21 protein-coding genes are annotated in these 21,623 nt (G+C 64.1%); 9 read left to right on the top strand and 12 right to left on the bottom strand.

The window, feature by feature from the left end:
- Positions 1-30: 30 nt before the first annotated feature.
- Positions 31-969, bottom strand: coding sequence for an ABC transporter substrate-binding protein (locus ACFWHB_RS12865; RefSeq protein WP_395948572.1), 939 nt, complete (start codon positions 967-969; stop codon positions 31-33).
- Between the two features lie 210 nt (positions 970-1,179).
- Here ACFWHB_RS12865 and ACFWHB_RS12860 point away from each other — a divergent pair, with 210 nt between their 5' ends.
- A complete protein-coding gene (locus tag ACFWHB_RS12860) occupies positions 1,180-1,905 on the top strand; it encodes a 4'-phosphopantetheinyl transferase family protein (RefSeq protein ID WP_395948571.1) in 726 nt (241 codons plus the stop codon).
- 75 nt (positions 1,906-1,980) lie between these two features.
- On the opposite strand, the gene ACFWHB_RS12855 is transcribed toward ACFWHB_RS12860, so the two are convergent.
- The 5 genes from ACFWHB_RS12855 to ACFWHB_RS12835 form a co-directional block, all read right to left on the bottom strand.
- Entirely contained in the window at positions 1,981-2,808 is an 828-nt protein-coding gene (locus tag ACFWHB_RS12855; protein WP_395948570.1) for an amonabactin ABC transporter ATP-binding protein, read from the bottom strand.
- Positions 2,809-2,851: 43 nt separating this feature from the next.
- A complete protein-coding gene (locus tag ACFWHB_RS12850) occupies positions 2,852-3,934 on the bottom strand; it encodes an amonabactin ABC transporter permease subunit 1 (RefSeq protein ID WP_395948569.1) in 1,083 nt (360 codons plus the stop codon).
- Positions 3,935-3,945: 11 nt separating this feature from the next.
- The gene (locus ACFWHB_RS12845; RefSeq protein WP_395948568.1) at positions 3,946-4,962 is read right to left on the bottom strand and encodes an amonabactin ABC transporter permease subunit 2; all 1,017 of its coding nucleotides are present in this window, start codon (positions 4,960-4,962) and stop codon (positions 3,946-3,948) included.
- 75 nt (positions 4,963-5,037) lie between these two features.
- Positions 5,038-7,011, bottom strand: coding sequence for a siderophore amonabactin TonB-dependent receptor (locus ACFWHB_RS12840; RefSeq protein WP_395948567.1), 1,974 nt, complete (start codon positions 7,009-7,011; stop codon positions 5,038-5,040).
- Between the two features lie 58 nt (positions 7,012-7,069).
- Entirely contained in the window at positions 7,070-8,305 is a 1,236-nt protein-coding gene (locus ACFWHB_RS12835) for an MFS transporter (protein WP_395948566.1), read from the bottom strand.
- Positions 8,306-8,592: 287 nt separating this feature from the next.
- Between ACFWHB_RS12835 and ACFWHB_RS12830 the strand changes: the two genes are divergently transcribed.
- On the top strand, positions 8,593-9,339 hold the full coding sequence (locus ACFWHB_RS12830) for a hypothetical protein (RefSeq protein ID WP_395948565.1): 747 nt from the start codon (positions 8,593-8,595) through the stop codon (positions 9,337-9,339).
- An 18-nt stretch (positions 9,340-9,357) separates the two neighbouring features.
- Here ACFWHB_RS12830 and ACFWHB_RS12825 read toward each other — a convergent pair whose 3' ends face one another.
- From ACFWHB_RS12825 to ACFWHB_RS12805, 5 genes are all read right to left on the bottom strand, one after another.
- Complete coding sequence (locus ACFWHB_RS12825) at positions 9,358-9,819, bottom strand: DUF2919 domain-containing protein (RefSeq protein WP_163156488.1); 462 nt, start codon at positions 9,817-9,819, stop codon at positions 9,358-9,360.
- Positions 9,820-9,954: 135 nt separating this feature from the next.
- The gene (gene corA, locus ACFWHB_RS12820) at positions 9,955-10,902 is read right to left on the bottom strand and encodes a magnesium/cobalt transporter CorA (RefSeq protein WP_005332981.1); all 948 of its coding nucleotides are present in this window, start codon (positions 10,900-10,902) and stop codon (positions 9,955-9,957) included.
- A gap of 310 nt (positions 10,903-11,212) precedes the next feature.
- On the bottom strand, positions 11,213-11,317 hold the full coding sequence (locus ACFWHB_RS12815; protein WP_392417279.1) for a 4Fe-4S dicluster domain-containing protein: 105 nt from the start codon (positions 11,315-11,317) through the stop codon (positions 11,213-11,215).
- Positions 11,310-11,396 (bottom strand): 4Fe-4S dicluster domain-containing protein, encoded by an 87-nt coding sequence (locus ACFWHB_RS12810; protein ID WP_392417278.1) that lies wholly within the window; start codon positions 11,394-11,396, stop codon positions 11,310-11,312. The genes ACFWHB_RS12815 and ACFWHB_RS12810 overlap by 8 nt, the downstream gene beginning before the upstream one ends.
- 13 nt (positions 11,397-11,409) lie before the next feature.
- Positions 11,410-13,080, bottom strand: coding sequence for an electron transfer flavoprotein-ubiquinone oxidoreductase (locus ACFWHB_RS12805; protein WP_395948564.1), 1,671 nt, complete (start codon positions 13,078-13,080; stop codon positions 11,410-11,412).
- 126 nt (positions 13,081-13,206) lie between these two features.
- Here ACFWHB_RS12805 and ACFWHB_RS12800 point away from each other — a divergent pair, with 126 nt between their 5' ends.
- The 5 genes from ACFWHB_RS12800 (at position 13,207) to aroG (ending at position 19,160) form a co-directional block, all read left to right on the top strand.
- On the top strand, positions 13,207-13,959 hold the full coding sequence (locus ACFWHB_RS12800; protein WP_395948563.1) for an electron transfer flavoprotein subunit beta/FixA family protein: 753 nt from the start codon (positions 13,207-13,209) through the stop codon (positions 13,957-13,959).
- Positions 13,960-14,062: 103 nt separating this feature from the next.
- Positions 14,063-14,992, top strand: coding sequence for an electron transfer flavoprotein subunit alpha/FixB family protein (locus ACFWHB_RS12795; protein ID WP_395948562.1), 930 nt, complete (start codon positions 14,063-14,065; stop codon positions 14,990-14,992).
- A 224-nt stretch (positions 14,993-15,216) separates the two neighbouring features.
- A complete protein-coding gene (gene serC / locus ACFWHB_RS12790; RefSeq protein WP_395948561.1) occupies positions 15,217-16,305 on the top strand; it encodes a 3-phosphoserine/phosphohydroxythreonine transaminase in 1,089 nt (362 codons plus the stop codon).
- 310 nt (positions 16,306-16,615) lie between these two features.
- The gene (gene aroA, locus ACFWHB_RS12785; protein WP_025326697.1) at positions 16,616-17,896 is read left to right on the top strand and encodes a 3-phosphoshikimate 1-carboxyvinyltransferase; all 1,281 of its coding nucleotides are present in this window, start codon (positions 16,616-16,618) and stop codon (positions 17,894-17,896) included.
- 208 nt (positions 17,897-18,104) lie between these two features.
- A complete protein-coding gene (gene aroG / locus ACFWHB_RS12780) occupies positions 18,105-19,160 on the top strand; it encodes a 3-deoxy-7-phosphoheptulonate synthase AroG (protein WP_106887042.1) in 1,056 nt (351 codons plus the stop codon).
- Positions 19,161-19,238: 78 nt separating this feature from the next.
- Here aroG and ACFWHB_RS12775 read toward each other — a convergent pair whose 3' ends face one another.
- Entirely contained in the window at positions 19,239-19,997 is a 759-nt protein-coding gene (locus ACFWHB_RS12775; RefSeq protein WP_106887041.1) for a TerC family protein, read from the bottom strand.
- Between the two features lie 73 nt (positions 19,998-20,070).
- On the opposite strand from ACFWHB_RS12775, the gene ACFWHB_RS12770 reads away from it, so the two are divergent.
- Complete coding sequence (locus tag ACFWHB_RS12770; protein WP_290071892.1) at positions 20,071-21,186, top strand: ATP-NAD kinase family protein; 1,116 nt, start codon at positions 20,071-20,073, stop codon at positions 21,184-21,186.
- A gap of 108 nt (positions 21,187-21,294) precedes the next feature.
- Entirely contained in the window at positions 21,295-21,573 is a 279-nt protein-coding gene (locus ACFWHB_RS12765; RefSeq protein WP_111910930.1) for a YfcL family protein, read from the top strand.
- Positions 21,574-21,623 lie beyond the last annotated feature (50 nt).

Here is a 21,623-nt window from a genome sequence, read left to right as displayed (position 1 = left end):
GCTTCCTTTTTGGCGTTCAATCACGCGGGCTTATTGGGTGATGGGGGCCGCATCGGGTTTGGTGAGCAGCCCCTCGACATCCTCAATGACTCTAAGTGCCGCCTGGGGGCCGCCGGTGGAGGTCCAGAGCGACCCGTCCACGGCACCGAAGCGCTTGCCCTGGATGGCGCCGAGCTGCTGGAAGGCCGGGGTCTGCTCGGCCTGCTTCATGGCATCCACCGCATCGCCGCTGGCGCTCAGGGTGCCGACCACCAGCCAGTCACCGTCCAGCAGGTTGAGGGATTCGAGGCTCAGGGCCGGGGAGTGGGGGCTCTTGTCGCCTATCTGGTGGGCAGGGCGAGCCAGCCCCATCTCGGTGACCACGCTGCTGGCGAAGGTGCCGCCGTGCATGTAGCTAGGCCCCTTGGGGTTCCAGCGCACTATGCTCACCTGCTCCCCCTGGTGCTTGGCGAGCTTGCTGCGGGCCTCTGCCAGGCGGGCGTCATACCGGGCGAGGAAGGCCTTGGCCTCGGCCTCCTTGTTCATCACATTGGCGCTGCGGTTGAACACGGTTTTCCAGGGCTCGCCCCAGTTGCCGGTGACCACTGTGGGGGCTATCTCCTGCAGCAGGGCCAAGAGCTCTGGCTTGGTCTGGCCGGTGAGGATGAGGTCGGGCTCCAGATCGATGAGTTTCTCCAGATTGGGGTTGTCGAGATCCCCGACCACCTGGATCGCCTTGCCCGCCTTGTCCAGCAGATAGCGGGGCAGGGTGCCCTGGCCGCGGCCGTTGACTGTGCCGACCGGTTGCACCCCCAGGGTCAGGGCGCTGTCGAGATCGAGCTCGCTCAGCACCACGACGCGCCGGGGATCATCGGGGACAGTGTGGGACTGGCCGTTGGCATCGAGCACCTGGCGGGTGCCGGCCTGGGCCTGAAAGCCGACCAGACTGGCCAGCATGAGCGCGGCGGCCAGGGGGGAGGAGATCTTCATGGTTACATCCTTAATGGGTGAAATCGGCGGCACTCTTGGCCCATGCCGGGCGGCCCCTGTTGGTCGTGCCTGCCAGTCAGCCTAAAACCGGGGTCCAAATGGGCTGGGACATGCTACCACAGAAGCGCAAGTGAGAAACATTGTCATTTGTATTTGTGGTGCTGGCCCTGGCGGTTTTGTTACCATAAGGCTCCATTGCGAGGAGCTCAGATGCCCCCTTTATCCCCTCTTACCGCCTTCCTTTTGCAACGGGAGCACCTGCCGCTGCCGGGCTCCCCTGATCTCCTGTTGCACCGGATCTGCTTCGATGCCGCCGCCTTTACCCCCGCCTGCTTCGAGGCCCAGGGCATGGCGCTGCCCGCCAGCCTGCAAGGGGCAGCCCCCAAGCGGCTGGGGGAGTTTCTGGCGGGACGCCTCGCGGCCCGCGAGGCCCTGTGCCCCTTCGGCCTGGGGGCGCATGGGGTGGCCATCGGGAGCGCCCGCGAGCCGCTGTGGCCTGAGGGGATGGAGGGGAGCATCAGCCACAGCCAGCTGGCGGGGCAGGGGGTGGCGCTCTGCGGGGTGCGCCCCGCCCAGGGGGGGATGGGGCTGGATCTGGAGGCCTGGCTGGGGCCGGAGCAGGGGCGCCAGCTCTGGCCCGGCATAGTCGATGAGGATGAGTGGGGGCGGCTGGAGGCCGGGGCCCGCGCGGTAGGGCTCGACAGATCCCGGGGGCTGACCTTGGTGTTCTCGGCCAAGGAGAGCCTGTTCAAGGCGCTCTATCCCAGGGTGGGGCGCTACTTCGACTTTCTCGATGCCCGCTGGCTCACCTTGACGGATCAGACCCTCACCCTGGAGCTTAAGGCCCCCCTGACGCCGACCCTGCCCGCCGGCTGGCGCTGCACCCTGAACTGGCAGCGGTTGCCGGGGGGCGTGCTCACCACCTTGCTGCTGTGAGCGGCGCCCGGGCCCTCGCGCTCCGTCACTGCCCAGACAAAGAAACCGCCATCAGGCGGTTTCTTGCTATCTCTCTCAGGCCGACTGCTTGCTTGGCGCTGTATCCTGGCGCCGGTGGGGCACCTCTTCACCGCGCCGGCGCGGCACTATGACGGGGGCACCATCGCCGGGGGCGTGCAGTATGTCCACATCGGTCTGGTAGAGACGATCGATCAGGGACTTGGTCACCACCTCCCGGGCCGGGCCCATGGCCTGGATACCGCCGTCCCCCAGGGCAATCAGCTCGTCGCAGTAGCGAGCGGCGGTGGCGAGATCATGGATCACGATGAGCACCGTCTTGCCCTCGGCGGCGACCCTGTGGATAGCCTCCATCACCTCGGTCTGGTGGCCTATGTCCAGGGCGCTGGTGGGCTCGTCCAGCAAGATGAGATCCGCATCCTGGGCCAGCACCATGGCGAGCCAGACCCGCTGGGCCTGGCCGCCGGACAGCGAATTGGCGCTCTGCTGCCAGATGGCATCGAGCTGCATCCGCTGCCTGGCCCAGTCCACCATGCGGGCGTCCTCCTCGCTCCACTGGGTGAACCAGCCCTGATGGGGATGGCGGCCATACTGCACCAGCTGCTCGACCCGGATGCCGGGCGGTACCAGGGGGCGCTGGGGCAGGTAGGCCAGCTCCCGGGCCAGGGCCTTCATGCCATAGCTACCGAGGGGCCTGCCCTTGAGCAGTATCTCCCCGGACTGGGGCTGCTCCTGGCCCGCCAGCAGTTTGAGCAGGGTGGACTTGCCACCCCCGTTGGGACCGACTATGCCCACCAGCTTGCCCTGGGGGATGGAGAGGGAGATCTCCTTGAAGATGGCCTTGTGCTGGTAGCCGAAATGGAGTCGATTCACGGTGAGCGTCATCAGGCGGCCCTCGGTCTGTCTTGGAAATGGATGAATGGCATGGTCAGTCCGCCCGTTGTCTGTCTTTGATAAGGATGAACAGCAGCAACAGGCCGCCGAGGATACGGGTCATGATGCCGGTGGCCACCTCGTGGGGGCTGGCCAGCACCCGCACCAGGGTGTCGCTGGCGAGCAGCATCAGGGCGCCGCACAGGGCCGCTATCCAGAGCGGCACTATGCGATCCCGGGAGAGCCAGGATGCGAGTATGGGGGCCGCCATGGCGATGAAGACCACGGGGCCGCCGATGGCGGTGCCAAGGGCCGCGACTATGATGGCCTGGGCCAGCACCCCGAGCTGCACCCGGTTGACGTTTACCCCCAGGGTGCTGGCGGTGACGGGCCCGAGACGCAGCACGCCGAGGGCGCGGGAGAGATAGACGACCCAGGGGCAGATGAGCAGGATCAGTATCCCCACCGGCAGCACAGTGCCATAGCCCTGGCCGACGAAGTTGCCCATGTTCCAGAGGTAGAGGCTGGTGAGGTGCACCAGGGACTGGGTGGACATGGCGAACTGGCCGATGGCGTTCATCAGCTCGGAGACGCCGATGCCGATCACCACGAACAGGTAGCCCTGCTCCCCCGGCTTGTTGCACAGGGCATAGAGTACGGCGGCGGCAAACAGGGCGCCGAAGGGGGCGGCCCACCAGGGCCAGCTGCCCAGTGTCAGGTAGAGGGAGAAGATGATGATGGCAAGGGACGCCCCCTCGTTGACCCCTATCATGTCCGGGGTGGCGAGGCGGTTGCGGACCAGGGTCTGCACCAGGCAGCCGGAGAGGCCCATGGCGGCGCCCGCCACCAGCACGGCGACGATGCGCGGCAGCCGGATCTTGAACACAGTCACCTGGTCGAGCCGGCTTCCCTCCCCAAGCAGTGTCTGGATGACCCCCATCATGGTGATCTTGCCGGAGCCCAGGGTCAGGGCCAACAGGGAGAGCAGGGTGAGGGCGAGCACTAGCCCGAGGGTGATTAGCCAGGCGCGGCGCTCCAGCAGCAGGGTGCGGCGGCCGAGGCGCAGGCAGAGGGTGCCGGTGGGGAGTCGGGTCTCGGGCAGGGTGCCCGTCAGGGTGTCATTCATGGGGTTGTTCATGGGAGGGCACCTTATTTGACGGCCAGCAGGGAGCGGAAGCCGCCGCTGCGCACCACCAGGATGAGCACGGGGGCGCCGATCAGCGCCAGGATGACGCCGTTGGGCAGTTCGAACGGCTGCAGCAGCCAGCGCGCCAGTATGTCGGCGCCGAGCAGGAACAGCACCCCGAACAGGGCGGAGAAGCGCACCTGGATGGCCAGGCGCACCGGCTCCACCAGGCGGGCGCAGTAGGCGGCCAGGAAGCCGACGAAGCCGATGGGACCTGCGATGGCGATGGCGCAGGCGGTGAACAGGGTGGCGGCCAGCAGCACGCCGATGCGCACCCGGGTCGGCCGTATGCCGAGCGCCTGGGCCTGGTTGTCCCCCATCTGCATCAGGGTGAGCTGGCGGCAGAGCGCCAGGGTCAGCAGCAGGGCGGCCAGCGCGAAGGGGATCACCGTCAGCACGGACTCGAGGCTGGAGGCGGCCAGCGACCCCAGGTTCCAGAAACGAAACTGCTCCAGCACCACCTTGTTGGAGAGCAGCAGGAAGTTGGAGAGGCCGCCGAAGGTGGCGGAGAGGGCGACCCCCACCAGGATGAGCTTGAGGGGGTTGGAGCGCCCCACCATGAGGCCGAGACCCAGTACGATGAGGTTGCCGAGCAGGGCCCCCATGCCGGACCAGAGCAGATAGCCGTAGGCGGATTCGACGCCAAACCAGGTGAGGCCGATGACCAGGGCGAAGACGGCGCCGGCGTTGACCCCGAGCAGGCCGGGTTCGGCCAGGGGGTTGCGGGTAGCGCTTTGCAGCATGGAGGCGGCGAGTGCGAGACAGACTCCCACCACCAGGGCCGCCAGGGTGCGGGGCAATCGCAATGTATTGACTATCATGGCGAGTTTTTCATCGGCCACCAGGGCGGGATCGCCCAGCAGGAAACCGGCGACCTCGCGGCCACCATAGACACCGGCGCCTGTGGCCAGTGACAGAGAAATCAGCAGTATGAGGAGCAGCACTCCGAGCCAGAACAGCTGAGCTTGGTATCTGAGCACGCAACAACTCCTTTGATACGGGGCAGTAGAAACGCAAAAAGGGAGCCCCGATCTCGGGGCTCCCGCAGGGAGAGCTTACAGCTTGTAATCTACGCCAGCGTAGACGGTGCGTCCTTCCAGGATGAAGTCGGCGTCGGTGGCCACCTCATCACGCTTGGTGTTGGTGAGGTTGGTGATGCCGAGCTTGAAGTCCAGCGCCGGGGTGACAGTCCAGTTGGTGTTGACGTCCAGGGTCTGGTAGTGCTTGGAGGTGAACGCCTGGGAGTTGCGGGCCGGGACCTTGATCACCTGGCTGCCGACATATTGCCAGGCCAGGTTGGCGATGACGAGCTCGCTCGCCTGCCAGTCCAGACCGAGGTTGCCGGTGTGATCCGGGGTCTTGGCCAGATCATCCCCAGTGCTCCTGTCCACTGAGTCCAGCAGGGTGAAGTTGCCGGTCAGCTTCACGTTGTCCAGCACGTCGACCCAGCCGGTCAGCTCCAGACCCTTGATGCGGGCCTCCTTGACGTTGAGGTAGGTCATCACGGTCGGACGGTAGCCCGGGCCCCACTGATCGCTCTGGATCAGATCCTCGATCTCGTTGTGGAAGCCGGTCACCCCGGCGCCGAAGCGTGCGGCCTCGTAGGCGGTGCCCAGCTCATAGCTGACGGCGGTTTCCGGCTTCAGATCCGGGTTGCCGATGACCTGGCAGGCGCCGCGGCAGGCGGTGGTGGAGAAGCCTTCGCTGGACTGGGCCAGGGTCGGGGCCTTGAACGCCTTACCGGCGCCACCCTTGATCACCCACTCGTCGGTCAGGGTGTAGAGGGCGTAGGCGCGCGGGCTGAACTCGGTGCCATAGGTCTCGTGGTGATCCAGGCGACCGGAGAGGGTCAGGGCCAGATCGCCGAAGCCGAACTCGTCTTGCAGGTAGACGGCGCTCTGGGTCGCATCCACGCTGCCATTGGCGATGTTGCGGCTGTGCTCCAGCTCTGTCTTGCGCAGCTCGGCGCCTGAGGTGAGCAGGTGATCACCCAGGTAACCGCTGACCTGACCGTCAACCGTGTTGTTGGTCTGGGTGACATCGGCGGCGCCGCCATTGAGCTGGGAGTCATCCATCAGATCGATTTGCTCGAAGTAGTAACGAGCGCGGCTGTCGAAGTGCTCCCAACGGCCGTTGTGGGTCAGCCCCAGGCTCAGGCGATCCAGGTTCTGCACGTTGTGGGGGGTGGCCGGTGCGGTCGGGGCGCGGGGCACGTTGTTGAAGTAGCTGTCCATGTCGTTCTGGTTGTAACCCAGATCGAAGTCGATGTCCTGGTTATCGGCCACCAGCCACTTCAGGCTGGTCAGCACGTTGACCACTTCCCGTTTTTCCAGGGCATCGGCGTCCGGGTTGTTGGACTGATCGCTCTTCCAGTTGTCGCGCTGATAGCCTTCCACCACCACGTTGCCCAGCAGCTTGTTGTCGATCAGGGCGCCGGAAACATAGGCGCTGGCCTGGTTGGCATCGCCGCCATCACCCTCGGTGGGCATGCTGTGGGTGTAACCGACGGCGGCCTCTGTCTTCTCCTTGGCCTGGCGCAGGATCACGTTGACTACGCCGCCCAGGGCATCTGCCCCGTACAGGGAGGAGACGGGGCCACGGATCACCTCGATGCGCTCGATGGCGGCCATGGGGATGGAGCTCAAGTCGAAGTCGTTGCCGTAGGCGCTGCCAAGGGTCTCGCGGGCGTTGACCCGCTTGCCGTTGATCAGCAGCAGGGTGTAGTCACCCCCCATGCCACGGATCTTGATCTCGTTGCGGCCGGTGGGGTTGGTGGAGACTATGTTGACCCCCGGCACGTGCTTGAGGGCATCGCCGATGTTGTTGACGTTCATCTTGTCCAGATCGGCACGGGTCACCACCGAGACGCTGGCCGGGGCGGACAGCTCGGTGTGCTTGGTCTGGGTGGCGGTGACCACCATGGTCTCGTTGGCCTTGACCGACTCTGCCTGGGCCAGGCCAGGTACGGCCAGTAGGCCGAGGGAGAGCAAAATCGGGTTCAAACGAAATACGCCATGCTGCAACTGCATTGTCAAAACTCCATGAATAAACAGAGGTTATGGGGTAGGGCGCTGTGGGCCCAAATGCTCACTGACTTCCTTGTCTGGCAGTACCAGAGGCAGGATTATTGTTATCTCTTGTCCGCTCCAGTCCCCGGATGAGGAACCAGACGCCGGCGCAGGCCAGCAGGCCGCAGCCGATGTTGATCCAGGCCAGGGTGGAGAAACCGTGCAAGGCGCCCCCCGCATCGGAGACCAGGTATCTGGCCGAAAGCAGGCTGCCGACCCCGGCCGCCACATTGGTGACAGTGCCCTGGAAGGACATGAAGGCGGCGCGCTGATGGGGGGCCGGAATGGCGGCGGTGACAGCTAGGGTGGTGCTGGCGCGGGCCGAGCTCAGGGCCATGAAGAGGGTAAACAGCAGGTAGACGGGCAGGCCGAGCTGCATGGCGAAGCCGAGCAGGGTGACCAGGGCCAGCAACAGGCTGGTGAGCAGTATGGCGCCCTGGGCACGACCCTGGTCTATCCAGCCGCCGCACAGGCGCATGGTAGCCATGCTGGCGAGGCCACCGCACAGATAGAGGGCGGCGATCTGCTCCCGCGGGAAACCTAGGTTGAACTGGAAGTAGTTGGCAAAGTGCGGGATCAGCAGGAAGTGGCCGAACATCTGCAGGCAGAGGATGCACAGGGCCCCCTGACAGAGCGGCGAACCCAGCAGCTGGCGCAGCCCCTGGCCCTGCGGGGCGCGGGTGACCGGCAGTGAGGGCAGCAGCCGGGCGCAGAGCAGGGCCAGCAGCAGGCCGCTCGCGCCAAACAGCAGGAAGGGGCTCTGCCAGCCGAGCCACTGGGCCAGCACCAGGGCGACGGGCACGATCAGGATGGCGGCAAGTGAAAACGCCATCCCCACGTAGGCGAGGCGACGCCCACGCTCGGCGGGGGGCACCAGATCCAGCACGGCGGCCATCAGGATGGCGGCAAGGGGCCCGGCCACACAGCCGGACAGGATGAAGATCACCAGCAGTTGCTGACTGTCTTGCACCAGGGCGCAGGCCATCAGCAGCAGGAAGCGCAGGCTCAGCAGCAGCAGCAGGGCGGGTTTGCGATCGAAGCGGTCGAGCCAGGGAGCGGCGATAATACCCATGAGGGCGGCTCCCAGGGTGGCGCCGCCGCTGAAGTAACCGGTCTGCTCCGGGGCCATGCCGAGGCTTGTCACCAGATCCGGCCCGAGGGGCATCACCATCATCATGCTGCCCATGGAGAGCATGTTGATCAGCAGGGCCAGATGGATGGCAGCAGGGGAGGAGACGACAGGTTCTGGCTTCATCAGAGGCTGACTCGAAAAAATGAGTCCGAATTGTATCCGAGGGATATTGTTGTGACAACAAATGATAACCATTTTTATTTGTATTGAGTGGTCTCTCAATGAGTCTTTTATTTGGGCTCGAAAACGAGCCGGATAAGGACCTCCATGACACCGTCATGGGCCAGGCAGTTTTGCCCCTTGCCATTGCAATCGGGGCGCCATGGCCCATGATGGCAAGGAGTGATGAGAGAGACGCCATGAGAGACGGCAAAAGGGACGGCAAAAGGGACGGCAAGAGGGGGACGAGGATGAGAGCTTGGTGTTGGGTGCTCGGGTGCTGCGTGCTCTGGGCCTTGCCCCTGCGGGCCGAGGTGAAGGTGATCCTTGTGTTTGAGGCAGAGGGGATGGTGCAGACCCTCAAGGAGCTATATCCCGATCTTGGGGTCAGTGCCATGGGCAACCAGCTGGTGCTGAGCGGGACGCCCGCCCAGTTGCAGGAGGCCGAGAGGGTGCTGGATAAGCTCAACCAGCCGCCCCAGAGCCTGCTCATCGAGTGGCGGGTGGCGGGGGCGTCCAGCAGCCGGCAGGCGGGGATAGGCATCGGCAATGACAACGCCAAACGGCAGTGGCTGCTGGAGGGTGGGGCCGAGGATTACCAGCGTACCCAGCAGGACAACTGGCAGGTGCGCGGCCTCTCGGGGCGGCCCGTGCTGCTGCAGATGGGCTCCTATCAGCCGGTCACCTTCTATCGCTGGCAGGGGGGTCGGGTGGTGGGCATGATGCCGCTGATGAACGGCCTCTACGCCACCGCTACCCTGATAGGGGACAGGGTACAGATAGCCCTCAGCAGCGAGCAGGCCAGGCTTGAGCGGGGCGGCATCAAGACCGGCCAGAACGCCACCGAGGTGAGCGGCGCCCCGGGGCAGTGGCTGACGGTGGGGGAACTCTCCACCAGTCAGGAGGGCCAGGGGACCGCGCTGTCCAATCCGTCACGGGTCGGGGTGGCGAGCGGCAGTGAACGCCAGACCCTGCAGATCCGGGTCACTCGCCAATGAGGCGGACGACGGCGGCCATTAATGGGGTTGATCCCGGGTGTAATCCCGCAGCTGGCGGCTCTTGAGCAGATACCAGAGCGCCCAGAGGCTGGCGACCAGCACCAGGGCGGTGGGCCAGCTAAATGACCACTTCTGCAGATTGAGGCTGTGCAACTGCATCAGCAGACCGCTCGCGGTGGAGCAGAGCAACAGGCCCCGGCTGTGGCGTCTGAGCCAGGCGCGCACGCTGTTAGTCTGCTGATAGGTGCCGCCAAAGGCGAGCAGTGCCAGCATGGCGGGCACGTCCGTCAGCAGGCTGATATAGAGGCTCATCTTGTCCGGGTAGAAGAGGGTCAGGATGGCGCTGCCGCTCTCCCGGGTGACGCCGGCCATCAGAAACAGCCAGACCGAGCGGGTCAGCAAGAGGGCGATGGGCCAGAACCAGAGCGGTGGGCGCAGCTGGCCGTGATCGTCATATCGATGTTCGGGGTAGAGGGTCATAAGGCCCTGTTTGCGTGAATTGGATGAATGATAAGAGGGATATGGGGCGGGGGGCGGCCCTTTGCAAGGCGGGGGAATTAATCGGGGGGCCAGTGCCCCCCAATCTCTGCTCAGCTTGTCTGATGCCGGATGGCGTTACAGCCAGCCCTTGCGCTTGAAGAAGAGACCGGTGCCGAGCGACGACATCACCATCAGCACCAGGGACATCTGATAGCCGTATTCCCAGGCGAGCTCCGGCATGCGGCCGAAGTTCATGCCGTAGATGCTGGCGATCAGGGTGGGGGGCAGGAAGATCACCGCGGCCACCGAGAAGATCTTGATCACCTTGTTCTGCTCCAGATTGGTCACCCCCATGGAGGCCTCCAGCTGGAAGTTGATCTTGTCGAACAGGAACTGGGTGTGGGGCAAGAGGGACTCCACGTCGTGCAGCATCTCGTCGATCCACTTGTTCTGCTCCCCTGTCATGCGCTGGCGCAGGCTGCGTTTCAGGAAGCGCAGGGCTCGGCGGGTATCGTGCAGGGAGAGACGGATCTGGCCGTTGGCCTCTTCCTGGGCCATCAGCTCCTTGAGCATGGAGTTGATCTGATCCGGCTCGAAGATCTGATCGGCGGTGTTCTCCAGAGTCTTGTAGCCATCCTCGATGAGATCCGAGAGGTACTCCACCTTGAGGTTCTGCACCTCCAGCAGGATGTCGAGGGCGTTCTCCACCTCCAGCCTGTCCTGGCGCATGTAGTGGCGCAGCAGGCGCACCAGGCCGATGTCATCCTCGCGAATGCTGATCAGCAGGTTGTTGCGCAGGGTAAAGGAGACGTGGACACCCTTGGTGTCGCGGCCGATGCGCTGGGGGAACAGGGAGTGGATGTGCAGACCATCTGTGTCCCAGTAGAAACGGGCGGACGCCTCGATGTCGTCCAGCTCTTCCTTGTCGGGGACCTCTTCCAGAAACAGGCCCGTCAACCATTCTCGCTCCGCCGTGTCCGGCTTGTAGGCATCCAGCCAGACGGTGTTGTCGGGGACTATGTCGTCCGGCCCGAGCGTGACTATGTCCAGCACCTTGTTATTGAGAATGTAGGCGGTGATCATCTGTCCCCCCTTAAGAAGTCGTGGGTAATCAGGGATGGTTGCACAGGTTCATGCGGCCCTAGATCGCACAGAAAGCGATCCCATGAAATAGCATAACGAGGCCGATGGACAACCTGAATGCGGCGAACTATACAGGGGCGGGCCCCGCTTGTCAGGGGCTATTCATCGGGGGTTCAGCCTGTTTGCTCAAAAAAACGGCGAGGTCGGAGCAGCTGCCGGCATCCCGTTACCGCTTTAAAGAATGCGCTGCCTCGCCTCCCCGGGACTGGGCATCTTTGGCGTTTCCAGACTCAGATCTGGACCGCACCGGTCACATATTGGGGTAGTTCGGCCCGGATCCTCCTTGAGGCGGGGTCCAGGCGATGTTCTGGGGCTGAGCATCCTTGATGTTGCAGGTCCTTGCATCATCACATATTGGGGTAGTTGGGACCCGAGCCTCCCTGGGGCGGGGTCCAGACGATGTTCTGGGGCTGAGCATCCTTGATGTCACACATCCGTTTGCCCATCTCACATATTGGGATAGTTGGGGCCGGAGCCTCCCTGGGGTGGCGTCCAGACGATGTTTTGGCTGGGATCCTTGATGTCGCAGGTCTTGCAGTGGATGCAGTTGGCCGCGTTGATCTGCAAGCGAGGCCGGCCCTCCGCCTCCGGGATCTCGGCCTCAATGATCTCAAAGACGCCGGCCGGGCAGTAGCGCTGGGCGGGTTCCGCCCAGGTGGGCAGGTTGACCGCCACCGGGATGCGCTCGTCCTGCAACTTGAGGTGGCAGGGCTGATCCTCGTCGTGGCTGGTGTTGGCCAGATACACCGAAGAGAGCTTGTCGAAGCTGAGTCGCCCGTCCGGCTTGGGGTAGTCGATGGGCTGGCAGCGGCTGGCCAGGCGCAGTTGGCGGTAGTCCGGCTCCTTGTCCAGCAGGGTAAAAGGAGAGGAGCGGGCAAACAGCCGTTGCTCCAGCCAGTTGAAGGCGCCGCCGAGCCAGGGACCGAAGCGGTGCAGGGCGGCGCCGAAGTTGCGGGCCGCGATCAACTCCCGGGCCAGCCAGCTCTGTTGCAGCGCATCGCCATACTCGGCGAGATCCCGCCCGCCCTCATCGCCACCGCGCAGGCTCATGGCGACAGTGCTGGCCGCCAGCATGCCGGACTTCATGGCGGTGTGAATGCCCTTGATGCGGGAGAAATCCAGGGTGCCCGCATCGCAGCCGATGAGCAGGCCGCCGGGGAAGTGCATGCGGGGCAGGGAGTGCCAGCCCCCCTTGGTGATGGCCCGGGCGCCGTAGCTGATGCGTTCCCCCCCCTGCAATGTTGCGGAGATGAGAGGGTGGTGCTTGAGGCGCTGGAACTCGTCGAAGGGGCTGAGCCAGGGATTCTGGTAGTTGAGATCGACGATGAGGCCGACTGCCACCTGGTTGTCCGCCAGGTGATAGAGATAAAAGCCCCCCTGACTCTTGCTGCCCCGCTGCTCCCCGAGCGGCCAGCCGCTGCCGTGCAGCACGCGGCCGGGATGAGACTGACCGGCGGGCACCTGCCACAGCTCCTTGAAGCCGATGGCATAGTGCTGCGGTTGGTGCTGGGGCTGGGCGGTATTCTCCAGCTGGAACAGGGCGCCAAGCTGCTTGCCGAGGTGGCCGCGGGCCCCCTCGGCGAACAGGGTGTAGCGGCCATAGAGCGCCATGCCGGGCACGTGATCCGGCTTTGGGTTGCCCTCTTTGTCGAGACCCAGATCCCCTGTCAGCACCCCTCTTATCCTGCTCTCTTCCACTATGAGTTCGCTCGCCGCGAAGCCGGGGTAGATCTCGACACCGAGCGCCTCGGCCTCCCGGGCGAGCCAGCGGCAGAGGTTGCCGAGGCTAATGATGTGGCAGCCGTCGTTGTGCATGCGCGGGGGCACCGCCCAGTTGGGCAGTTGCAGGGCGCGCGACGCGCTTTGCAGCAGATGGAGCCGATCATCCGTGACCGGTACGCCGAGGGGGGCCTCTTGCCAGCGCGCCGGCAGCAGCTCCCTGAGGGCGACGGGATCGAGCAGGGCGCCGGAGAGCAGATGGGCACCCACTTCCGCCCCCTTCTCCAGCAGGCAGACCGAGAGATCCGGGGCCTGCTGCTTCAATGCGATGGCGGCACTGAGGCCAGCCGGGCCGCCACCGACGATGACGACATCAAATTCCATTGCTTCGCGTTCCATCTTGCCTCTGCGCTCGACTTGGCCTAGGGTAGTGCTGGTAGTTTACGTAAACGTAAACCATTTTGTCAGCATAAAAGTGTGAGAGTGCAAAATGGATTCACTCAACCGATACGAGGGATGACCGCCATGAAGCTGCTGGTCGCTGTCAAACGGGTCGTTGATTTCAACGTCAAGATCCGGGTCAAGAGCGATGGCTCCGATGTGGAGCTCGCCAATGTGAAGATGGGCATCAACCCGTTTTGTGAGATCGCGGTGGAGGAGGGGGTGAGGCTGCGCGAAGCCGGGGTGGCCACCGAGCTGGTGGTGGTGACCCTGGGCCCGGAGGCGGCGGCCGAACAGCTGCGCCATGCCCTGGCGCTGGGGGCGGATCGGGCCCTGCACTATGTCACCGACGAGACCCTGACCCCGCTCACCGTGGCTCGCGCCCTGCAAAAGGTGTGCGAGCGGGAGCAGCCCAGCCTGGTGCTGCTTGGCAAGCAGTCCATCGACTCTGACAACAACCAGGTCGGCCAGATGCTCTCGGCCCTCTGCGACTGGCCGCTCGCCACCTTCGCCTCCGCCATCAAGCTGGTGGAGGGGGAGCTGCAGGTGACCCGCGAGATAGACGGCGGTCTCGAGACCCTCGGCATGGGGCTGCCCGCCGTGGTGACGGTGGACCTGCGCCTGAACGAACCCCGCTTCGCCTCGCTGCCCAACATCATGAAGGCCAAGCGCAAGCCGATTGAGAGCGCTCCCTTTGCGGCCCTTGGGGTCGAGCCCGCCGGTCAGACCCGGCTGCTCGGGGTGATGGCGCCTGCCCCCCGCCGCGCCGGCATCAGGGTGAGCTCGGTGGACGAGCTGCTGGATAGGCTCAAGCACGAAGCCAAGGTGCTCCCATGAGCACATGCAGGGTCACGGCCTATCCCGCAGGCCGACCGGCTGCCACCAGCGGGCGCGTTGGTGGACAGACAGGAACTACAACGGACGACATCAAGGTGCAGCCATGAGCGTACTCATTATTGCCGAACATCATCAGGGCCAGCTGGCGGACAGCGCCGCCCGTCTGGTCACGGCGGCGACCCGGCTCGACGCCGAGGTCCACTTGCTGCTGCTGGGCCAGGGGCTGGCGGAGGCGGGGGAGCAGGCGGCCTCCTTGCAGGGGGTCAGCCGGGTGCTGCTGGCCGAACATCCCATGCTGGCGGAAGGGCTCAATGACGGGATCGATCGGCTGCTGGCCCCCGTGGTACGGGATTATCAGCACTGCCTGATGGCGGCGAGCAGCCACGGCAAGGATCTGCTGCCACGGGTGGCGGCCAGGCTGGGGGTGGAGATGATCTCCGAGGTGACGGACATAGAGGGGCCGGATACCTTCCTGCGCCCCCTTTATGCGGGCAACGCCATTGCCCGGGTGGCGAGCACGGCGCCCGTCAAGGTGCTCAGCATACGGGCATCGGCCTTCCCTTGCGCCGAGAGCGAGGGGGCTGAGGCCAGGGTCGAGCACCTCCCCGTCCCCGAGCTGGGCTGCCGGACCCGGCTCATCGAGCGGCGTGCGGTGCGATCCGCACGGCCTGAGCTTGGCGCGGCGCGGGTGGTGGTCTCAGGCGGGCGGGCGCTCGGATCGAAAGAGCAGTTTGCCCTGATTGATGCCCTTGCCGACAAGCTGGGGGCCGCGGTCGGTGCCTCGCGGGCCGCGGTGGATGCGGGTTTTGTCGCCAACGATCTGCAGGTGGGCCAGACCGGCAAGATAGTGGCCCCCGAGCTCTACATCGCCATCGGCATCTCGGGGGCCATCCAGCACCTGGCGGGGATGAAGGAGTCCAAGGTGATAGTTGCCATCAACAAGGACCCGGAAGCCCCCATCTTCCAGGTGGCGGACTATGGCCTGGTGGGAGATCTCTTCACCCTGCTGCCGGAGCTCACTGCCAAGCTGTAAATTTGCCAAAAAGGGGCACAGAAAGCCGTCTGTGCTGTCTCGCCCCCGTTTCCATGCATGTTCTCTGCAAGCCCTGGCCCGTTCAGGGCTTTTTCCATGGTGTCGGCGTCGGCCATGGGGGCAAAAGGTTGCGCCAGATCCCAAAAAGCCTTTGCCCCCACGGGGGCCTGTCGTGTAAAAACATTCAAGTCATCGATCACTCTCATCCATTCACGGAAAGCGTCATGAGCAAACAGATTTACAACTTCTGCGCCGGCCCCGCCATGTTGCCGGTTGAAGTCATGGAGCGCGCCCAGCGCGAATTTTGTAATTTCCAGGGGCTGGGAGCCTCGGTCATGGAGCTATCCCATCGCGGCAAGCCCTATATGGCGGTCGCCGAGAAGGCCGAGGCCGATCTGCGAGATCTGCTGGCGGTGCCGGACAACTACAAGGTGTTGTTCATGCACGGCGGCGGTCGCGGCCAGTTCTCTGCCGTGCCCATGAACCTGCTCGGCGGCGCCAATAAAAAGGCCGATTACCTGCTGACCGGCGTCTGGGCCCAGAGCGCCGTGGATGAGGCCCAGAAATACGGGGACATCCAGACCTTCCAGGGGGTGGCGAAGAACGAGCAGGGGATAAGCCACCTGCTGCCGACCCCGGCGTTTCGCGCCGATGCGGCCTATGTGCACTACTGCCCGAACGAAACCATAGATGGCATAGAGATGTTCGACATCCCGGCCACCGGCGATGTGCCCCTGGTGGCGGATCTCTCCTCCACCATCCTCTCCCGTCCCATCGACGTGAGCCGCTTCGGCATCCTCTACGCCGGTGCCCAGAAGAACATAGGCCCGTCGGGCCTGGCTATCGCCATAGTGCGGGACGACCTGCTGAACCAGGCGAGAGCCGACGTGCCCTCGATCTTCGACTACCAGCTCACCGCCAAGAATGACTCCATGTTCAACACTCCCCCCACCTACGCCTGGTATCTGGCCGGCCTGGTGTTCGAGTGGCTCAAAGAACAGGGCGGGCTGGAGGCGATGGAGGCGCGCAACAAGGCGAAGGCCGATTTCCTCTACGGCTACCTCGACGACTCCAGCTTCTACGGCAACAAGGTGGACGTGGCCTGCCGCTCCCGCATGAACGTGCCCTTCCAGCTGAAAAACGAGGCCCTGGACAAGCAGTTCCTGGCCGAGTCGGAAGCCGCCGGTCTGCTGGCGCTCAAGGGGCACCGCATCGTCGGCGGCATGCGTGCCAGCCTCTACAACGCCATGCCCCTGGAAGGGGTCAAGGCCCTGGTGAGCTTTATGGATGGCTTTGCCAAGCGCCACGGCTGAGCCGCCGCTCACGCGCTGGCTGCGACGCCGTGATCAAGGCTCATGTGCTGCGCGGAACCTCATTGATGGGTATCAATTCCGGTTCCTGTGCTGCGCTTCACCTTGCTGATGACCTCTCGCGACAGAGCGTGAACAGCCAGGGTATTACTGTTGATGCAAGGCGCCGGGGACTCCCCGGCGTCTGTTTTTCCAGAAGATCCTGACCGCCAGCCCGGTTGCCCCGGTTTTGTGCCACAGACGGTCTTGCCGCGCGGGGCGCGGGCTGTTAACGTCCGGTCAGGTGATTTACTTGAGATTGTACAGGAAGTCTATGAATTCGTTGCGTTTGGAACCCATTTCTAGCGTGGCCGGGGTGGTCAATCTGCCTGGCTCCAAAAGTGTCTCTAACCGAGCCCTGCTGCTGGCAGCCCTGGCACGGGGCACTACCCGGCTGACCAACCTGCTCGACAGCGATGACATCCGCCACATGCTGGCGGCGCTGACCCAGCTCGGGGTCAAGTACAAGCTCTCCGCCGACAAGACAGAGTGCACCGTGCATGGCCTGGGTCGCAGCTTTGCGGTATCGGCACCGGTCAACCTCTTCCTCGGCAACGCCGGCACCGCCATGCGCCCGCTCTGTGCTGCGCTCTGTCTGGGCTCCGGTGAGTACATGCTGGGGGGCGAGCCGCGCATGGAAGAGCGTCCCATCGGTCACCTGGTGGATGCCCTGCGCGAAGCGGGTGCCCATATCCAGTACCTGAAAAAAGATGGCTATCCGCCCCTGGTGGTGGATGCCAAGGGTCTGTGGGGCGGCGACGTGCACGTCGACGGCTCCGTCTCCAGCCAGTTCCTGACGGCGTTTTTGATGGCGGCCCCCATGGCGGCCGGCGACACCCGCATCCACATCAAGGGGGAGCTGGTCTCCAAGCCCTACATCGACATCACACTGCACATCATGAAGCAGTTCGGGGTGGTCATCGAGCACGATGACTACAAGGTGTTCTACATCAAGGGCAACCAGACCTATGTCAGCCCCGGTGACTTCCTGGTGGAAGGGGATGCCTCCAGCGCCTCCTACTTCCTCGCGGCAGGCGCCATCAAGGGCAAGGTGCGGGTCACCGGCATCGGCAAGCACAGTATCCAGGGGGACATCCACTTCGCCGACGTGCTGGAGAAGATGGGCGCCCGCATCACCTGGGGCGACGACTTCATCGAGGCCGAGCAGGCCCCCCTGCACGGCGTCGACATGGACATGAACCACATCCCGGATGCGGCCATGACCATAGCCGTCGCGGCGCTGTTTGCGAAGGGGCCCACCGCCATTCGCAACATCTACAACTGGCGGGTGAAGGAGACGGATCGCCTGCACGCCATGGCGACCGAGCTGCGCAAGCTGGGCGTCGAAGTGGAGGAGGGGCACGACTTCATCGCCGTCACCCCGCCGGAGCAGCTCAAGCACGCCGAGATCGATACCTACAACGATCACCGCATCGCCATGTGCTTCTCCCTGGTGGCGCTGTCCGATACCGCAGTCACCATCAATGATCCGGGTTGTACCTCCAAGACCTTCCCGGACTACTTCACCAAGCTGGCCAGCATCAGCCAGGCTTAAGTCCGTCGGGCCCGCCTTGTGCGGGCCCGTTCGTTTCTGCCTCCCGCCTTCTCCCCCGGCTTGCCAACACCCCTAGCAGCATTATCCAAACTTGCAAGGTGCGCAGATAAAATTCCTAGTCCAAGAATGTAATTTTCTATTTACACCGTCCCGGTCGCGGGCTAGATTGAAGTTTCTTCATCGCAGTCATTTAGCAGGAAACTTGGTCATGCAGCATCAAACCGACGACGTTCGTATCAGTGAAATCAAAGAGTTATTGCCCCCGGTTGCGGTGCTTGAGAAGTTTCCGGCGACCGAGACCGCATCAAATACAGTGTTTGAATCCCGTCAGGCCATCCATCAGATCCTGGCCGGTGAAGATCAGCGCCTGCTGGTGGTGATCGGTCCCTGCTCCATCCACGATCCCGTGGCCGCGCTGGAATACGGCAAACGCCTCAAGACCTTGCGCGACGAGCTCAAGGGCCAGCTGGAAATCGTGATGCGGGTCTACTTCGAGAAGCCGCGCACCACAGTGGGCTGGAAGGGGCTGATCAACGACCCTTACCTCGACAACAGCTGCCAGATCAACGACGGCCTGCGCCTGGGTCGCAAGCTGCTGCTGGATCTCAACGACATGGGGCTGCCGACCGCCTCCGAGTTCCTCGACATGATCACCCCGCAATACGTGGCGGATCTGATGAGCTGGGGGGCCATCGGGGCCCGCACCACCGAATCCCAGGTGCACCGCGAGCTGGCCTCGGGTCTCTCCTGCCCGGTGGGCTTCAAGAACGGCACCGACGGCACCATCAAGGTGGCCATCGATGCCATCGGCGCCGCCAGCGCCCCGCACCACTTCCTGTCGGTGACCAAGTACGGTCACTCCGCCATCGTCTCGACCGCCGGCAACCCGGATTGTCACATCATATTGCGCGGTGGCCGCGAGCCGAACTACAGCGCCGCCCACGTGGATGAGGTGGTGAAGGGGCTGGACAAGGCTGGTCTGCCCCAGAAGGTGATGATCGACTTCAGCCACGCCAACAGCAGCAAGCAGTTCAAGAACCAGATGCTGGTGGCCGAGGATGTGGCAGGTCAGCTGCGCGCCGGCAGCAAGGCGGTGTTCGGTGTCATGGTGGAGAGCCACCTGGTGGAAGGCCGTCAGGATCTGGTGGAAGGGTGCGAGCTCACCTTCGGTCAGAGCATCACTGATGCCTGCATCGGCTGGGCCGATACCGAGGTGCTGCTGCGCAATCTGGCCGATGCGGTCGCCACCCGCAACGCACTCTGAGGCCGGGGGGATGCCCCGCTCACGGCAATAAAAAAGCGCGACCCCAGGGTCGCGCTTTTTGTTGGCTCAAAGAGGGGCTTACTTGGCCCGCTCCTGATGACCACGGAGGCGGATGTTGATCATCTCCACCACCAGCGAGAAGGCCATGGCGAAGTAGATGTAGCCCTTCGGAATGTGCATGTCCAGCCCCTCGCCGACCAGGGCGACCCCGACCAGGATCAGGAAGGCGAGCGCCAGCATCTTGATGGTGGGGTGCTCGTCGACGAAGTCACCTATGGCCTTGGCGGCAAACATCATGACGCCGACGGCGATCATGATGGCCAGCACCATGACGGGCACGTGATCCGCCATGCCGACCGCAGTGATGACGGAATCCAGGCTGAAGATGATGTCGAGGATGGCGATCTGCACCAGTGTCGACATGAAGCCGGCGGTCTTGCTCACCATGCCGGGCTCTTCGGCGGCGCCCTCCAGGCTCTGGTGGATCTCGTGGGTACTCTTGGCGATGAGGAACAGGCCCCCCACCAGCAGGATGAGATCCCGGCCCGAGATGGCTTCATCCAGCATGCTGAACAGCGGCTCGGTGAGGCGCATCACCCAGGCCAGGGAGAGCAGCAGCAGGATGCGGGTGCCCATGGCAAGCCCCAGCCCGAGGATCCGCGCCTTCTGGCGCTGAGCCTCCGGCAGTCGCCCCACCAGGATGGAGATAAAGATGATGTTGTCGATGCCCAGCACGATCTCGAGCAGGGTCAGGGTGGCGAGCGCCACCCAGGCTGAGGGGTCAGCAATCCATTCCAGCATGATTGAACCTTGGTTGAATAATTTGAAGCAGCGCATTCTAGCAGGGGGTTATGGCTTGTCCCAGTAGCGCGAAAAGATAAAAATGGCAGCCATCCAACGGGAGGAAAACATGTTTCGATTAGGGCTCATCATCAACCCCATCGCCGGCATTGGCGGTGCGGTCGGTCTCAAGGGCAGCGACGGCATGGTGGCCGAGGCGCTGGCGCGGGGCGCCATGCCCAAGGCCCGGGAGCGGGCCCGTCAGGCCCTTCTGCCCCTGTGCTCGCTCACAGACCAGTTCGAGCTGCTGACGGTGGCGGGGGAGATGGGGGAGACGCTCGCCGCCGAGCTGCATTTGCCTCACCGCATCCTCTACCAGCCCGCCGGGGCCCAGACGTGCGCCGAGGATACCCGGGCCGCCGCCCTGGCCCTGCGGGAAGCCGGGGTGGATCTGCTGCTCTTTGCCGGTGGGGATGGCACAGCCAGGGACATCTGCGCGGCTGTGGGGGAGTCCTGCCATGTGCTCGGCATCCCGGCGGGGTGCAAGATCCACTCCGGTGTCTACGGCGTGACCCCGACGGCGAGCGGCCGGGTGGCGGCGCGGATGATAGCGGGGGAGCTGCTGAGCCTGGTGGATGCCGAGGTGATGGACATCGACGAAGAGGCGTTTCGGGCGGGCAAGGTGCGCGCCCGCCACTACGGCCAGTTGCTGGTGCCCGGGGATCTGCGTTACGTCCAGGCGGTCAAGCAGGGCGGGCGGGAGTCCGAGGAGCTGGTGCTGGCGGATCTCGCCGCCGGCGTGGTCGAGCAGATGGAGCCTGACACCCTCTATCTGATGGGGTCGGGGAGCACAGTGGCCGCCTGCATGGCAGAGCTGGGTCTGGAAAATACCTTGCTCGGTGTGGATCTGGTGGAAAATGGCCAACTTATCGGGCAGGATCTCAGCGCCGCCGAGATCCTGACCCGGATCCGCGGTCGTCGCTGCCGCCTGATCATTACCCTGATCGGTGGTCAGGGACATCTGTTCGGGCGCGGAAATCAGCAACTGAGTCCAGAGGTGATCCGGGCCGTCGGGCGAGACCATATTCAGGTGCTCGCCACCAAGTCCAAGCTGGCGGCCCTCGATGGTCGTCCGCTGCTGGTGGATACCGATGACCCGGCACTGAACCGGTCGTTACGTGGTTATCTGCGCATAACCACGGGATACAAGGATCAGGTCATCTACCCGGTGGCCAACCCGGAATAGGACATCAAGGATGCGGCTGGCCTGGCGCCAGAGAGCCGCGATCAACCGGATCGCGGTTCCACTCCCCCGAATTTTTTGCCGGCAATCCCGGAAATGAGGCTGCGTTAAATGACGATTCACGATTTTGAACACAAGTTGTTGGGACTGATCGACGCCATGGTCGCCACGGCCAGCGAGGACGAGCTGTTTGCGGGCGGCTACCTGCGGGGTCATATCTCGCTCGCGGTGGCGCGCGCCGAGCTGGAGGGCAAGACGCTGGTGCGGGACGTAAAGAGCTATGTGCTGCGCAGCCTGAACGAGGCCATCTTGCAGGGGGAGCTCTCCGAGCAGGATGAGGTGCTGGTACAAGCCATGTGGAAGCGGCTGCAGCAGCAGGCGGAAGCTTGATCCCATTCGCAATTCAAACAGAAGTTTAAGTAATCTGCTTCCCTGAGTGT

Source organism: Aeromonas mytilicola subsp. aquatica, from assembly GCF_044336385.1.
Lineage (GTDB): Bacteria > Pseudomonadota > Gammaproteobacteria > Enterobacterales > Aeromonadaceae > Aeromonas > Aeromonas rivipollensis.
The sequence above is the reverse complement of the archived record's forward strand: the minus strand, read 5'-3'. Positions and strand labels throughout refer to the sequence as shown.

Bases quoted from the DNA above. Each gene is read 5' to 3' on its own strand.
- ACFWHB_RS12800 (WP_395948563.1), top strand. From the start codon at position 13,207: ATGAAGCTGCTGGTCGCTGTCAAACGGGTCGTTGATTTCAACGTCAAG.
- ACFWHB_RS12840 (WP_395948567.1), bottom strand. From the start codon at position 7,011: ATGCAGTTGCAGCATGGCGTATTTCGTTTGAACCCGATTTTGCTCTCC.
- aroA (WP_025326697.1), top strand. From the start codon at position 16,616: ATGAATTCGTTGCGTTTGGAACCCATTTCTAGCGTGGCCGGGGTGGTC.
- serC (WP_395948561.1), top strand. From the start codon at position 15,217: ATGAGCAAACAGATTTACAACTTCTGCGCCGGCCCCGCCATGTTGCCG.
- ACFWHB_RS12855 (WP_395948570.1), bottom strand. From the start codon at position 2,808: ATGACGCTCACCGTGAATCGACTCCATTTCGGCTACCAGCACAAGGCC.
- ACFWHB_RS12860 (WP_395948571.1), top strand. From the start codon at position 1,180: ATGCCCCCTTTATCCCCTCTTACCGCCTTCCTTTTGCAACGGGAGCAC.
- ACFWHB_RS12810 (WP_392417278.1), bottom strand. From the start codon at position 11,396: ATGTGTGACATCAAGGATGCTCAGCCCCAGAACATCGTCTGGACCCCG.
- ACFWHB_RS12775 (WP_106887041.1), bottom strand. From the start codon at position 19,997: ATGCGCTGCTTCAAATTATTCAACCAAGGTTCAATCATGCTGGAATGG.
- aroG (WP_106887042.1), top strand. From the start codon at position 18,105: ATGCAGCATCAAACCGACGACGTTCGTATCAGTGAAATCAAAGAGTTA.
- ACFWHB_RS12835 (WP_395948566.1), bottom strand. From the start codon at position 8,305: ATGAAGCCAGAACCTGTCGTCTCCTCCCCTGCTGCCATCCATCTGGCC.
- corA (WP_005332981.1), bottom strand. From the start codon at position 10,902: ATGATCACCGCCTACATTCTCAATAACAAGGTGCTGGACATAGTCACG.
- ACFWHB_RS12805 (WP_395948564.1), bottom strand. From the start codon at position 13,080: ATGGAACGCGAAGCAATGGAATTTGATGTCGTCATCGTCGGTGGCGGC.
- ACFWHB_RS12765 (WP_111910930.1), top strand. From the start codon at position 21,295: ATGACGATTCACGATTTTGAACACAAGTTGTTGGGACTGATCGACGCC.
- ACFWHB_RS12825 (WP_163156488.1), bottom strand. From the start codon at position 9,819: ATGACCCTCTACCCCGAACATCGATATGACGATCACGGCCAGCTGCGC.
- ACFWHB_RS12770 (WP_290071892.1), top strand. From the start codon at position 20,071: ATGTTTCGATTAGGGCTCATCATCAACCCCATCGCCGGCATTGGCGGT.
- ACFWHB_RS12865 (WP_395948572.1), bottom strand. From the start codon at position 969: ATGAAGATCTCCTCCCCCCTGGCCGCCGCGCTCATGCTGGCCAGTCTG.
- ACFWHB_RS12795 (WP_395948562.1), top strand. From the start codon at position 14,063: ATGAGCGTACTCATTATTGCCGAACATCATCAGGGCCAGCTGGCGGAC.
- ACFWHB_RS12830 (WP_395948565.1), top strand. From the start codon at position 8,593: ATGAGAGCTTGGTGTTGGGTGCTCGGGTGCTGCGTGCTCTGGGCCTTG.
- ACFWHB_RS12850 (WP_395948569.1), bottom strand. From the start codon at position 3,934: ATGAACAACCCCATGAATGACACCCTGACGGGCACCCTGCCCGAGACC.